Here is a 13,664-nt window from a genome sequence, read left to right on the forward strand (position 1 = left end):
ACGGTCTGGATGGATTGGTTCCGATCGGAGATACGCGTGACCTGTGAGACCTGTGGTGCAGGATCTGTGTGACCTACGCTGTATGGGTGGGGTATGAGTGCTGCGCAAGCGCTCACCCGATCTAGGGTCTTGGCATGGCACGACCACGGCGCATCGTCCTTGTCCGGCACGGCGAGTCAACGGGCAATGTTGATGACTCCGTGTACGAGCGTGTACCCGACCACGCGCTGTCGCTGACCGAGAAGGGCCGGCGACAGGCGGAGGCGACGGGCGAGCAGCTGCGCGAACGGTTCGGCGGTGAGCGCGTCAGTGTCTACGTCTCCCCGTACCGTCGTACGCACGAGACGTTGCGCTCGTTCCATCTCGACCCCGAGCTCATACGTGTACGCGAGGAGCCCCGGCTGCGCGAGCAGGACTGGGGCAACTGGCAGGACCGGGACGAGGTCCGTCTCCAGAAGGCCTACCGGGACGCGTACGGCCACTTCTTCTACCGTTTCGCCCAGGGCGAGTCCGGCGCCGATGTCTACGACCGGGTCGGCGGATTCCTGGAGAGCCTGTTCCGCAGTTTCGAGGACCCCGACCATCCGCCGAACGTCCTCATCGTGACCCACGGTCTGGCCATGCGGCTGTTCTGCATGCGGTGGTTCCACTGGACGGTCGCGGAGTTCGAGTCGCTGTCGAACCCGGGGAACGGCGAGGTGCGGATGCTCGTTCTGGGGGACGACGGCAAGTACACGCTCGACCGGCCGTTCGACCGCTGGCGAGATCCCGAACCGTACGGGATCACCGGATAGAGTGGCAGGGCGATGACCGCTGACTCCTCCCCCGACGGGCGCCTGGACCGCGCCCTGGCCAGCCTGCGCGGACTGTCCGTCGGGGACGCCCTGGGTTCCCAGTACTTCGTGCCGGTGAACTACCCGCTGCTCAAGCGCCGCGAGGTGCCGTCCGGGCCCTGGCAGTGGACCGACGACACGGAGATGGCCGGTTCCGTCGTCGGCGTCCTGGCCGCCCACCATCGCGTCGACCAGGACGCCCTGGCCCGTTCCTTCGCCGAGCACCACGATTTCGACCGTGGCTACGGCCCCGCGGTCAACCGACTGCTGCGACTCGTCCGGGAGGGCGGGGACTGGCGCGAACTCGCCGCCGGGCTCTTCAACGGACAGGGGTCCTGGGGGAACGGCGCCGCGATGCGGATCGCCCCGCTGGGCGCCTGGTACGCGGGCGACCCGGAGCAGGCGACCCACCAGGCGGAGATCTCGGCCTACACGACCCACCAGCACCGCGAGGCGGTCGTCGGTGCGATGGCCGTCGCCGCGGCCGCCGCGTTCGTTGCCGACCCCGGCGGGCCGCCCGGCGCCGAGGCCCTCCTCGACGGGGTCATCGACCTGGTGCCGAAGAGCGCGGTGGGCGCGGGGCTGCGCCGGGCCCGGGACATGCTCGATTACGGCGACCCGGCCACGGTGGCGGCGGTACTGGGGTGCGGCCGGCGCACGACCGCCCACGACACCGTGCCCTTCGCCCTGTGGTCGGCGGCGAGAAGCCTCGGCGACTACGAGCGGGCGTTCTGGACGACCGCGCAGGTCGGCGGGGACGTCGACACCACCTGCGCCATCGTCGGCGGCGTGATCGCCGCGGGCAAGGTCGGAACACCGCCCGCCGAATGGGTGGGGCGGACGGAACCGCTCCCGGACTGGGTGCCCGCGTCGGCCTAGCGGCAAAGGCTCTTACCCCTCTTCGGGAACTCTCCGTACAACGCGGGAACTCTCCGTAATCGCCCGCTCGTTGTCGTGACATCCGCTGTGCGCGCCATCAGGGCGCGCAGGCACCGGAGTGGAGCGATGGGGGTGAACATGGGCGTCCTGCTCGCGGTTCTGACTCACTGGTGGGGCGCTCTCGCGCGCCGTCTGCGGAGCGAACCGGTCGCGAACCGGCCCGGCAGCCGCCGCCAGGCAAGTGGCACGCCCGTCGGCAAGCCGCCGAAGCCCGCTCGTGGTGCTGTCGTGTCAGCCGAGTCCCGGCCCGGCCGACCCGGCGAGTGCTTCCAGGTCACTCTTGCGGACCCGGATCACCAGCCAGGCCGTGGCCAGGGCGAGGACGGCCATCGCCGCGGCCGGGATGAAGGCTGTCGAGATGCCCTGGGCCAGCACCTCGTGCCCCCACGGTGCGGGCAGTTGCTGTGTGCGGGCGAACTCCGCCTTCTGCTCCGCGGAGCCCTCGGCCATGAACTGCGGAAGCTGCTTCTCCGCCTCGTCCCGGGTCGCCGTGCCGAAGACCGTCGTCAGGATGGCCAGGCCCAGCGATCCGCCCACCTGCTGCGTCGTGTTGAGCAGCCCGGACGCGGCGCCCGCCTCGTGCGGGGCGACACCCGAGACGGCGGTGAGCGTCAGCGTCACGAAGTTCAGCCCCATACCGAAGCCGAACACCAGCATCGGACCGAGAACCCCGCCGACGTAGGAGCTGTCGGAGCTGATGAGCGCCTGCCAGGCCAGTCCGGTCATCGCGAGCGCCGAGCCCGCGATCATGAACGGCTTGGGGCCCAGCACCGGCAGGAACCGCTGCGACAGACCCGCGCCGAGCGCGATCACGACCGTCACGGGCAGGAAGGCGAGCCCCGCCTCGATCGGGCTGTAGCCGAGCACGTTCTGCACGAACAGCACGATGTAGAAGAACATGCCGAACATCGCCGCGGCCAGGCTCAGCATGATCACGTACGTGCCGGAGCGGTTGCGGTCGGCGAACATCCGCAGCGGGGTGATCGGTTCCTTGGCCCGGGACTCGATGATCCCGAAGGCCAGCAGCAGGACCACCGCGGCGCCGAAGGACCCGATGGTGAGGCTGTCCCGCCATCCCTCGTCCGCGGCCCGGATGAAGCCGTAGACGAGGGACGCCATGCCCGTGGTCGAGGTCACCGCACCCGCGATGTCGAACCGGCCGGTGTGCCGATCGGACTCGCTGATGTAGAGCGGTGTGAGCACGGCGATGAGCACGCCGATCGGTACGTTCACGAAGAGCACCCAGCGCCAGTCGAGCCACTCGGTGAGCATGCCGCCGGCGAGCAGGCCGATGGCGCCACCGCCCGCCGACACCGCGGCGAAGACCCCGAAGGCACGGTTGCGTTCGGGGCCCTCGGGAAACGTGGTGGTGATGAGTGCCAGCGAGGTGGGCGACGCGATGGCGCCCCCCACGCCCTGCAGCACGCGTGCGGCCAGCAGCTGCCAGGGTTCCTGGGCGAGCCCGCCGAGCAGCGAGGCGAGGGTGAACAGCAGGATGCCGGTCATGAAGACCCGGCGGCGGCCGAGGATGTCACCGGCCCGGCCGCCGAGGAGCAGCAGACCGCCGAAGGTGAGTGTGTAGGAGCTGACGACCCAGGTGAGGTCGGTGGTGCTGAACTTGAGCGCGTCTTGAATGTGCGGGAGCGCGATGTTCACAATTGTCGCGTCGAGTACGACCATGAGTTGGCAGGCCGCGATGACGGTGAGTGCGATGCCGGGATGTCCCTCCCGGCGGGCCGCACCTGGCTTTTGGTCCTGGAGCAATGGAGAGGTTGTCACTATGGGTCCCCCACGAGTGCGTTAGTGAACGCTCGCGTTCACTGTCGCGTCAAAGGTAGTGAGTCCCCGACAGTGAACGCAAGCGTTCACTCGTGGCGTCGTCGTTCGGCATGTCCCCCTCTGTCGCCGTCCGGCACGCCACCACATCCCCGAAATCCCCGCTTCTCTGTTCGTTGGAGAGAGTCAGATGGTTACCCCGAGCTGGGTGGATGCCCCCGCTCAGACAGCCGCCCGCCGCCGCGGCGCCGTGCTCGAGCGAGCGATCCTCGATGCCGCGCTGGACCAACTCAGCACCGTCGGCTGGAACGGCCTGACGATGGAGGGAGTCGCCGCCGGCGCCCAGACCGGCAAGGCCGCGGTCTACCGGCGCTGGCCGTCCAAGGAGGACCTTGTCGCCGACGCTCTGCGCGCCGGTCTGCCGCATTTCGACGCGGCACCCGACGAGGGTGGCGTGCGCGAGGACCTCTTGGCGCTGTGTCTGCGAGCCCGGGACGCGATGTTCTCCCGTCCCGGTGTCGCGCTTCGCTCGGTGATTCACGAATGCGACACGACGCAGGCTGAGCGGTTTCATGCCGTGATCTTCGATGGGGTCGTGGAGCCCACCATCCAGATGCTGCGGGAGGTCATCGAGCGCGGAATCCAGCGAGGGGAGGTTCGTTCTGACGCTGCGAACGGCTATGTCTTCGACGCCATCCCGGCGATGATGATGTACCGATCCAAGATGTGCGGCTGCGAATGGAAGGATCATGAAATCGAGGAGATGATCGACCAGTTGATGGTTCCGCTGCTGCGGCCGAGCGGCTCCTGACGGGAGTTCGCGAGGGGTGTGATGCCGCCAGGGTGGGCCAGGGTGTCGCGGGCACTTCCGGGCGGCGTAACCTAGGGGCGCCATGCCGTACGAACCACCTACTCACACCGTCGAGCGCTCCCTTCGCGCCACGACCGGAGCGAAGATCGTTGCAGGTGTCGACGAGGTGGGGCGCGGCGCGTGGGCCGGCCCGGTCACCGTCTGCGCGGCGATCACCGGATTGCGCCGGCCGCCCGAGGGCCTCACGGATTCGAAGCTGCTCACCATCAAGCGGCGCACCGAACTCGCCGAGGCACTGCGGACGTGGGTGACGTCGTACGCCCTGGGTCATGCCTCCCCGGAGGAGATTGACGAACGAGGGATGACGGCCGCGCTACGGCTCGCTGCGGGGCGTGCGTTGGATGCCCTGCCGGTCCGTCCGGACGCGGTCATCCTCGATGGCAAGCACGACTATCTCGGTGCGCCTTGGCGGGTCCGTACGGTGATCAAGGGCGACCAGTCCTGCGTGGCGGTAGCTGCGGCATCGGTGATCGCCAAGGTTCAGCGCGACAAAATGATGGCCGAACTGGGTATCGACCATGCAGACTTCGGTTTTGCGGACAACGCCGGGTATCCATCCCCCGTGCACAAGGCCGCACTGGCGGAGCGGGGCCCCACCCCCTACCACCGGTTGTCATGGGCGTATCTTGATGCGCTGCCCCAGTGGCGGCACCTCAAGAAGGTCCGCAGCTGGGCGGACGGAAGTGTTCCGGAAATCGAGGGTCAGCTCGGCTTCGATTTCTGACGGTTTCGTTCGCACGCATGCGCCACCCGCCGACGCGGGCCGTACCAGCGTTTGATAAATATCAACTCATGCCTCTCATTCCCGAGGAGCCTCAGATTCACGAGAGTGCCCAGGGTCCCCGCGCCACTCCGGCCAGCGGCCGCACCGCGCCGACCCCCCGTCCCGTACCCGGTCCCCGTCCCGCGGCTCCGTCGCGTCCCGGTCGTCCCGGCCCTCTCCGGCCCGCGCCGCCGGTGCAACGTACGCCGCGTGACGCAGCCGCCAAGCCCGGTCCGTCCGGACCCGCCGCCGGTGCCGTCGCTCCTGCCGCCCCGCAGATCCAGCTGATCCCGGCTTCCGCACAGGGCGCGCTCGACGCCGCCGAGGGGGCCGTGGACCTGCTCCTGGACGCGGGTCGCGCGCCCAGCGACGTCCTGGTGATCACGACCGGCGAACAGCACCCGTGGGCCACCCACGAGCTGTCCTTCGGTGAAACCTCCTACTGGGCCCAGCACGACGCCCGTGACGACGTCTTCTACACGGACGTCACCATCGCGGCCCGCGCCGCGTCGCGCCCGGTGGTCGTGGTCGCCGTCAACGGCGGTTCCGAGGCCGCAGCCGCGAGCGCGCTGTCCCTGGCCCACTCCCGCGCGAACACCCTGCTGATCGTCTGCGGTGACCCGCAGCAGATCAACTCGGTGCTGGGCGCGGGCGTCTGAGTCGCTTCCTCAGCGTCCGGTCGGGCGCTGGGGAGGACTTCAGGCGCCGCTGCTGCGGCTCCGCAGGGCGGGCGGTTCGGCATGCCCGGAGGGCTGGACGCCGTGGCTGCGTACGGGTGGGGAGCGCGTCCTGTGCCCCTGCGCGGGTCGCGGGTCGGCGCAAGGGCTTGTATGCCGTGCGTTGGGGGCACGGCACAGCACCCGCGTGAAATGGTGTGGCCAGAGCTTCAGCGTGCCGCCGCTGCGCGGCGCAGGACCTCCGAGGCGGCGCCACCGGTGCGCGGCAGCGGTGGCGCCGCCTCGGACGTGGCGAACGGCTCCGGTGCCGAGGCCGAGTGGGGGCGGCGTCCGCCGCGGCCCTCGCCGAGGACCTGCCAGCCGTCACGCGTCAGCGTGATGTACGCCCCGCAGCGCAGCCCGTGCAGGGTGCAGGCGTCGCGCAGGCCCCACATCCACGCGCCGTCCTCCTCCGTCCAACGCGCGTCGCCCTCACGGCAGTAGAGCAGCACCGCGGTCCGCACCGGAGTGCGGCGCCGAAGATCGTGCGGGATGATCCGGCGCAGCTGCGCGAGCAGCACGTTGCGGAACATCCAGCCGTCGGCCAGGGCCTGTCGGCGTACGAACGAGGCGCTCGCCCGCAGCCGCTCGTCCGGGTCGAGCACGGCGACGACAGCGGTCGCCGGCTGCGGGTGGTGCCGGGCATGCAGTCCGCTGACGACCTCACGGGGGTCGCGCAACAGTGGGATCCCGGCGGCGGCCCATTCCGCGGGTTCGAGCAAGCGGTTGGCGGAAGCGGCGGACATCGACGCCGCTGCCGAGGCCGGAGCGAATCCGAAGGTCACGGTCCTCCCTTCGGCTACGCGCCCACACTGCGGGCGAGGTCGGATTCCTGGGAGCGCGCACCGCAGCGAAGCCCTACCGGATCGGCGGGCGCGCCGTGCGGGAGCGGACCTCAATTCTTCCTGTCGAACTTGAATGCGGCAACGAGCAATTGAGGCCGTCGACCGTTATCAGATGATGCGCGGTTAATATCCCTACCCAGTGCGCCGCCGGGCCACCCATGGGGCGTTCGAGCACGACACGTTCGTACGTCACGGGGACGTGCGGCGTCCAGAGGTGCGCGCACGTGGTCAGGTGGCGGATGCCCTGTGCTCCGGGGCGGACACCTGACCCCGGAGCGCCGGTCGTCAGCCCTGCAAGGCCAGCACGAGCGGCAACACCCCCTGCGCACCGGAGCGTCGGAGCATGCGGGCCGCGACCGCCAGGGTCCACCCGGTCTCCGTGTAGTCGTCCACGAGGAGGACCGGGCCCTGGGCCTCGGCCAGGGCGGAGGCGAGGGCGGGCGGCACGGTCAGGGCGCCGTCGAGTGCCTTCAGCCGCTGGGCGCTGTTGCTCCGGGAACCCGGGTGCGCGTCGTCGGTGTACTCGATGGCACCCAGCAGCGGCAGTCGGCCGACTTCCGCGATGCGCGCTCCCAGCGAGTGGATCAACGCGGGGCGGGTGCGGGACGCCACAGTGACGACGCCGATCGGGCGCGGCTGGGCGTCCGAGGTGCCAGAAGCCCAGCCGCCGGGACCCTTGGCCCAGTCGGCCAGCACGCTCACCACCGCCTTCGCCACGTCGTCCGGAACGGGCCCGTCGGGGGCCTGGGGTGCGAGCAGGGGCCGCAGCCGGTTGCCCCAGCCGATGTCCGACAGACGCCCCAAGGCGCGTCCCGATGCGGCCTGTTCGCCGGCCGGGATACGTCCCTTGAGGTCCACTCCGATCGCCGGCAGCCCTGTCGGCCACATGCGACGGGGCTCCACCTCGACCCCCGCCCGGCCCAGGTCCACGCGCGCGGCGTCGAGTGCCTCCTCGGACGTGTCGGCGACGAAGCGCGGGCCCGTGCAGTTGTCGCAGCGACCGCACGGCTTGGCGGCCTCGTCGTCAAGCTGGCGCTGCAGGAACTCCATGCGGCAGTCCGTCGTCGACGCGTACGCGCGCATGGCCTGCTGCTCGGTCTCCCGCTGACGTGCCACCCACGCGTACCGCTCGGCGTCGTACGTCCACGGCTGCCCGGTCGAGATCCAGCCGCCCTTGACCCGCTTGACGGCACCGTCCACGTCGAGGACCTTGAGCATGGTCTCCAGACGGGACCTGCGCAGTTCCACCAGGGGCTCCAGGGCGGGCAGCGACAGGGGCTTCTCCGCGTGCGCGAGGAGATCGAGCGTGCGGCGCACCAGGTCTTCCGAGGGGAAGGCGAGCGACGCGAAGTATTTCCAGATCGCCTCGTCCTCCTTCCCCGGGAGCAGGAGCACCTCGGCGTGCTCCACACCACGTCCCGCGCGGCCCACCTGCTGGTAGTAGGCGATGGGGGAGGAGGGCGAGCCCAGGTGCACCACGAAGCCCAGATCGGGCTTGTCGAAGCCCATGCCGAGGGCGGAGGTGGCGACCAGCGCCTTCACCTTGTTGGCGAGCAGGTCCTCCTCGGCCTGCTGACGATCGGCGTTCTCCGTCTTGCCCGTATACGAGGAGACCGTGTGCCCACGCTGCCGGAGGAAGGCGGTGACCTCCTCGGCGGCGGCCACGGTGAGCGTGTAGATGATCCCGGAGCCCGGCAGTTCGTCGAGGTGCTCGGCGAGCCAGGCCATCCGATGCGCGGCGTCCGACAGCCGCAGCACGCTCAGACTCAGGCTGTCGCGGTCCAGCGGGCCCCGCAGCACGAGGGCGTCCGAGCTCCCGCCGGTGCCGAGCTGTTCCGCGACGTCGGCCGTCACACGCGCGTTGGCGGTGGCTGTGGTCGCGAGCACCGGCACACCGGGCGGGAGGTCGGCGAGCATGGTGCGCAGCCGGCGGTAGTCCGGCCGGAAGTCGTGGCCCCAGTCGGAGATGCAGTGGGCCTCGTCCACCACCAGGAGCCCGGTGGCGGCCGCGAGCCGGGGCAGCACCTGGTCCCGGAAGTCCGGGTTGTTGAGCCGCTCCGGACTGACCAGTAGGACGTCCACCTCACCTGCGGCGATCTCGTCCTGAACGGCCTCCCACTCCTCGGTGTTCGAGGAGTTGATGGTCCGGGCGTGGATGCCGGCCCGGGCTGCCGCCTCGACCTGGTTCCGCATGAGAGCGAGCAGTGGCGAAACGATCACCGTCGGACCGCTGCCCTGCGCCCGCAGCAGCGAGGTCGCCACGAAGTAGACCGCGGACTTGCCCCAGCCCGTGCGCTGGACGACCAGGGCACGTCGTCTGTCGGCGACCAGTGCCTCGATCGCCCGCCACTGGTCCTCGCGCAGCCGGGCCGCTCCCGAGACGTCCCCGACGAGACGGGCGAGGACCGTGTCGGCCGTCGCCCGTAGATCCGCGTTGCTCGTGTGCTCCATGCGTTCCATGAAACAGGACGGCAGTGACAACGGGAGCGGTGCACCGGCAGACACGAGAGCCTTGGGGCTCCTGGTGACGTGTCCCTGATTGAAGTTATCCACAGGGCAAACCGGAGCTTCGGATTCCGCGAGATCGTCTCCGCATGACGAACCACAGCGAAGCGACTGGATCCCCTGAAAACGGCGACATCACCGGGCCCGACGCACAGGGCGGGCACAAGGACGGTGGGCAGCGGAAGCGGGAGCCGAACGCGGGCGACACCGCCGGACTGCACGCCCCCGAAGCCGTGCACGACAGTCACGGCGGCGAGCACCAGGTCACCCTGCGCACCCCGGCCGAACTCGCCGATGCCCTGCCGTATCTGCTCGGGTACCGCCCCGAGGACAGCATCGTCCTGGTGGCCCTGCACGACAGGGACGGACGCGGACGGTTCGGAGGGCGGGCCCGGCTCGGTATCCCCGCCAACGCGGACGACTGGCCGTCCGCAGCCGGACAACTGGCCCACGGCCTGGTGGCGGGCAGCGAGCGCCGAGGGGTCAGGCCCGAGTCGATGGTCGCCTTCCTCTGCCAGGAGCCGCAGAAGGGCGAGTCCGGGCAGCAGGTCATGGAGCGGCTGAGGCCTCTGGCCCAGAGGCTGCGCGTCGAGTGCGGTTCCCTGGACGTGGTGGTGGTCGAGGCGCTGTGCATCTCGGAGGGTCGCTACTGGTCCTACTGCTGTGACAACGCGGCATGCTGCCCGCCCGAGGGAGCCCCCATGGGCCTGCCCGGCACCTCCGTGCTGGCCGCCGCGGCCACCTACGCGGGGATCCAGGTGCGCGGCACGCTGCGGGAGCTACGGGCCCGGCTGCTGCCTTGGGAGAACGCCGCCGCCCTCGAACAGGAGGCCGCCCTCGACACCGCCAGCATGACGCTGGTCCCGAGGCTCCTGGACGAGGTGGGCCGCGCCTCCGTGGCCGACGAGACGCTGGAACTGGCCGGGAGGGTCCTGGACCGCTTCGCCGAGGCGCGGCCCGTCTCCGGCATGCTCCTGGCGGACCTCCGCGACGACGAACTTCTGAGGTACGACGAGGCCGCCCGGTTGATCCTCGGTCTCCAGGACCGCGCGACCCGCGACCGTGCGGCCGAGTGGATGGAGGGCGACGAGGCTGCACGCGCCCTTCGCCTCTGGCGGACGCTGGCCCGCCGCTGTGTCGGGCCCTATGGCGAACATGCCGCTGCGCCGCTCACTCTCGCGGGCTGGGTCGCATGGTCCACCGGCGACGAACTGGAGGCCAGGGAAGCCCTCGCCATGGCCCTGGGTGCGGATCCCGACTACCTCTTCGCCCGTCTCCTGCACCAGGCTTGCAACGAAGGCCTCGACCCGGAGTCGATCCGCACCTGCCTGCGAGCGGAGCGCGAAGGCCGTGGGCGAGCGGTGGTCGACCACGCCATGATCCGTGCGCACGTCGCCGAGGCCGTCGGGCGAGAGACAGTGGTGCCACAGCCCCACCCCGACCCCACGCCCACAGCGGCGCCTCCACGCCGTCGCCGCCGTTCCCGTTCCGTCGGTGCTGCCGACACCGCCTCCGGCCGTACCCGCGCCGGCCGCGACACGAGTACACCTACTTCGCTCGGGCGTAAGCCGGCAGGCACCACGCGCCCTGCCGGTGCCGCGGAAGCGGGCCTGCGCCCCGAGCGTGCGACGACGGGCCCCGCGCGATCCGGCAGTGCGCGCACGGGCGGCACGCGTGCGCGCACCTCACGGAAGGCAGCCATGCCGTGCCGGGACGCGGGCCAGGAAGGCGTGCAGCCCGGCCACGGTACGGAGGAGGAGTGACCCATCGCGCCCTGCCGCCAGGTGGCCTTGACACACGAGGGCCGGGACACAGGCGTGACTCGGAAGACGTCCACGGCGTTCACCTGAGTGGCGGAACGCCCGAACGGGGTGTGACGCCGCACCGCCCCTGCCCCGTCGGAGCCCTCCGGCACCGGCGCCGAACCCGATCGAGGCGCACAGAGCGCAGAGGAAGCCTTCCCATGCATCAGCCGACTCCGCCCTCCTCCGCTGCCGGCGACCGCCGCTCCACAGACGGGCCCCCACCGCCCTTCGCGCCGGGCCTCGGCCTGCCCGGAGGCGGAGCTCCGCGGTCGGGGGACCACGAGGCCCCTCCGCGACCCGTGGCCCGTGTCGACGGTTACGGGCCCAGGTTCCCTGGAGGCGCCTCACACGTCTCGCCGCCCACCGGCCCGGACTCTCGCTCCCCCTCGCCGCCGGGCCCGGGCCGTTCGTCGCCCCGATGGGCGGGCCAGAGCCGTCGCCCCGGATCCACGTCCGGGCACGGCTCACCCGCACCGCCCTCGGTCCAAGACCGAGCGCCGGCGTCCCCGGGGCACACGCCCCCGCCCCGTGGTGCCACGATCCCCGGACTGCGCTGGTCCGCAGACCTGCCGCCCGCCCACACCGCGATGATCTGTGTCGCCCTTCCCGGCCTGGCCATCTCGACGGAGGAAGGGCAGATGACCGGCCGGGGGCTGGAGGGGTTCTACCGCGGCGGCCGGCGCGTGCTCTCCCGGTGCGAGATCCGCGTGGGCGGACGGGAACCCCTCGCGGTGCAGGCCCGCATGGCCTCGGCCGACCGCGCCAGGTTCGTGGGCACGCTCCGCTCGTCCCCGCAGGCCGGCCCGGATCCGGACGTGGTGGTGGAACGCAACCGCTTCGCCGACGGCACGGAGCGGATCACCCTGCACAGCGCGGCCCCCCGCCCGATGCGTCTGCCGCTCGAGGTGGTCCTGGGCACGGACCTGGCCGATCTCGGTTCGATCGCCTCGGGCACTGCGGGACCCGAACTCCCCGCCAGCGTTCACGGCTCCGGACTCCGCTGGTCCTGCCCCACCGGCAACGCGTCCGTGACGGCCGAACCGCCTCCCTCGGACGCCTTGGCCTCGGCCGGGCTGCTGCGGTGGGAACTCGACCTGCCGCCGGGCGGAAGCAGAAGTGTGGAACTGCGGGTGCGGCCGGACGGTGCGGGGCCTCTCCGAGCCGTGGGCCGCGCCGCGACCAGCCCCTTGGCTGCGGCGTGTGCGGAAGGCGACGACCCCAGAGTCTCCGCTCTCCTACGGACGAGCATCGAAGACCTCCAGGCCCTCTTGCTGCGGGACTCCGCGAACCCCGCCGACACCCATCTCGCGGCCGGGGCACCCTGGCGCTGCGGTCTGGCACCCGCCGACGCGCTCGTCGCCGCCCGGATGGCCCTGCCGCTCGGCACCGGCCTGGCAGCAGGGACGCTGCGGATCCTCGCCCGGACCCAACTCACCGGCCCGGGACCGCAGTCCGGGATGATCCCCGGCCCGAGACGGGACGCCGGGCCGTACCTTCCGCCGCAGTGCACCGGTACTGAGGCAACGCTGCTCTTCCCGGTGCTGCTCGCCGAAGCCCGACGCTGGGGGCTCGGCGAGCAGGAGACGGAGGAACTGCTGCCCGCCGCCGAGCGCTGCCTGACCTGGCTGCGGACCACCGTGGGCGACGAGGCGTACCTGCGCGACCCACACCCTGGCGGCCCCATCCGCTGCGAGACACAGGCCCACGCCCACCGTGCCGCACTGCTCGGTGCCGATCTGCTCGACGCCTGCGGCCGCACGGGCGGAGCGGCACTCCGGGAGTGGACGCAGGCCTTACGACCCGCGTTCCGGGAGGACTTCTGGCTCGACGACCGCGGGGGCGGCCGGCCCGCGGCAGCCCGTGCCCCGGACGGCAGGCCCGTGCCTCACCTGGGTGCGGCCGCTGTCCACCTCCTCGATACCGGCCTGCTGGGCGGGGGCGCTGTGGCACCCGGTCTGCTCGACAAGGTCCAGACCGAGAAGCTGGCCCGGCTGTTCGGCAGCCCCGTCATGGACTCGGGCTGGGGCCTGCGTGGACTGGGCGCGAAGGAACCGGGATTCAATCCGTTCGGCCACCGCGCCGGGGCCGTACGGATCCAGGAGACGGCACTCGGCGTCGCCGGTCTGGCCGCCGCGGGCTACGAGAAGGAGGCGAGTTCGCTGCTGCGCGGCGTACTCGAGGCCTCCGAGACCTTCGCCCATCGCCTGCCCGAGATGTACGCGGGGGAACAGCGTACGGAGGGAAGCGCTCCCCTCCCGCACCCGGCGGCCTGCCGTCCCGCAGCCACCCCCGCGGCGGCCGGGGTCCTGTTGCTCACCACGCTCGCAGGCATCCGCCCCGACGCCCCGGCCGGGACTGTCACCCTGCGCCCGGTGCGCAGCGCACCCCTGGGAGAGGTCGGCTTCACGGGGCTGCGCGTGGTGGGCGCCCCGTTCTCCGTGCGGGTCAGCCGGCTCGGCCTCGTCATGGTCGAGGAGGCGGCCGACGGACTGCAGCTGGGGGCCTGACCTGCCACGACAGACCACCGCCGGATCACCGGGAATCGGCAGTGCAGCCCATACCTGACCGAAGTGGATCAGTAAGCGAAGCGAGCCGCGAAGGGAGTGTTTAT

Annotated in this window: 10 protein-coding genes; 7 read left to right on the plus strand and 3 right to left on the minus strand. The window is 71.3% G+C overall.

Features of this window, described 5'->3' with window-relative positions; genetic code table 11:
- The first annotated feature begins 134 nt into the window (after positions 1-134).
- Both ACZ58V_RS38555 and ACZ58V_RS38560 read left to right on the plus strand, forming a co-directional pair.
- Positions 135-794, plus strand: coding sequence for a histidine phosphatase family protein (locus ACZ58V_RS38555; RefSeq protein ID WP_468192364.1), 660 nt, complete (start codon positions 135-137; stop codon positions 792-794).
- A gap of 12 nt (positions 795-806) precedes the next feature.
- Positions 807-1,712 carry an ADP-ribosylglycohydrolase family protein gene (locus tag ACZ58V_RS38560; protein WP_471295913.1) on the plus strand — a complete coding sequence of 302 codons (906 nt, stop codon included), beginning with the start codon at positions 807-809 and terminating at the stop codon, positions 1,710-1,712.
- Positions 1,713-2,003: 291 nt separating this feature from the next.
- On the opposite strand, the gene ACZ58V_RS38565 is transcribed toward ACZ58V_RS38560, so the two are convergent.
- Positions 2,004-3,551: an MFS transporter gene (locus ACZ58V_RS38565; RefSeq protein ID WP_471295915.1), complete on the minus strand. Its 1,548-nt coding sequence runs from the start codon at positions 3,549-3,551 to the stop codon at positions 2,004-2,006.
- 187 nt (positions 3,552-3,738) lie between these two features.
- Between ACZ58V_RS38565 and ACZ58V_RS38570 the strand changes: the two genes are divergently transcribed.
- From ACZ58V_RS38570 to ACZ58V_RS38580, 3 genes are all read left to right on the plus strand, one after another.
- Positions 3,739-4,359 carry a TetR/AcrR family transcriptional regulator gene (locus ACZ58V_RS38570; protein WP_471295917.1) on the plus strand — a complete coding sequence of 207 codons (621 nt, stop codon included), beginning with the start codon at positions 3,739-3,741 and terminating at the stop codon, positions 4,357-4,359.
- An 82-nt stretch (positions 4,360-4,441) separates the two neighbouring features.
- The gene (locus tag ACZ58V_RS38575; RefSeq protein WP_184589872.1) at positions 4,442-5,143 is read left to right on the plus strand and encodes a ribonuclease HII; all 702 of its coding nucleotides are present in this window, start codon (positions 4,442-4,444) and stop codon (positions 5,141-5,143) included.
- Between the two features lie 68 nt (positions 5,144-5,211).
- A complete protein-coding gene (locus ACZ58V_RS38580; RefSeq protein WP_471295920.1) occupies positions 5,212-5,841 on the plus strand; it encodes a hypothetical protein in 630 nt (209 codons plus the stop codon).
- A 227-nt stretch (positions 5,842-6,068) separates the two neighbouring features.
- On the opposite strand, the gene ACZ58V_RS38585 is transcribed toward ACZ58V_RS38580, so the two are convergent.
- Positions 6,069-6,683: a hypothetical protein gene (locus ACZ58V_RS38585; RefSeq protein ID WP_471295921.1), complete on the minus strand. Its 615-nt coding sequence runs from the start codon at positions 6,681-6,683 to the stop codon at positions 6,069-6,071.
- A 345-nt stretch (positions 6,684-7,028) separates the two neighbouring features.
- Positions 7,029-9,194, minus strand: a complete 2,166-nt coding sequence (locus tag ACZ58V_RS38590) for a RecQ family ATP-dependent DNA helicase (protein WP_471295922.1) — start codon at positions 9,192-9,194, stop codon at positions 7,029-7,031.
- A 143-nt stretch (positions 9,195-9,337) separates the two neighbouring features.
- On the opposite strand from ACZ58V_RS38590, the gene ACZ58V_RS38595 reads away from it, so the two are divergent.
- Both ACZ58V_RS38595 and ACZ58V_RS38600 read left to right on the plus strand, forming a co-directional pair.
- Positions 9,338-11,011, plus strand: coding sequence for a DUF4192 domain-containing protein (locus ACZ58V_RS38595; RefSeq protein ID WP_471295925.1), 1,674 nt, complete (start codon positions 9,338-9,340; stop codon positions 11,009-11,011).
- A 680-nt stretch (positions 11,012-11,691) separates the two neighbouring features.
- Positions 11,692-13,560: a glycogen debranching N-terminal domain-containing protein gene (locus ACZ58V_RS38600; protein WP_471295926.1), complete on the plus strand. Its 1,869-nt coding sequence runs from the start codon at positions 11,692-11,694 to the stop codon at positions 13,558-13,560.
- The last annotated feature ends 104 nt before the right edge of the window (positions 13,561-13,664 follow it).

It is taken from the genome of Streptomyces sp. NPDC040589 (genome assembly GCF_055594445.1).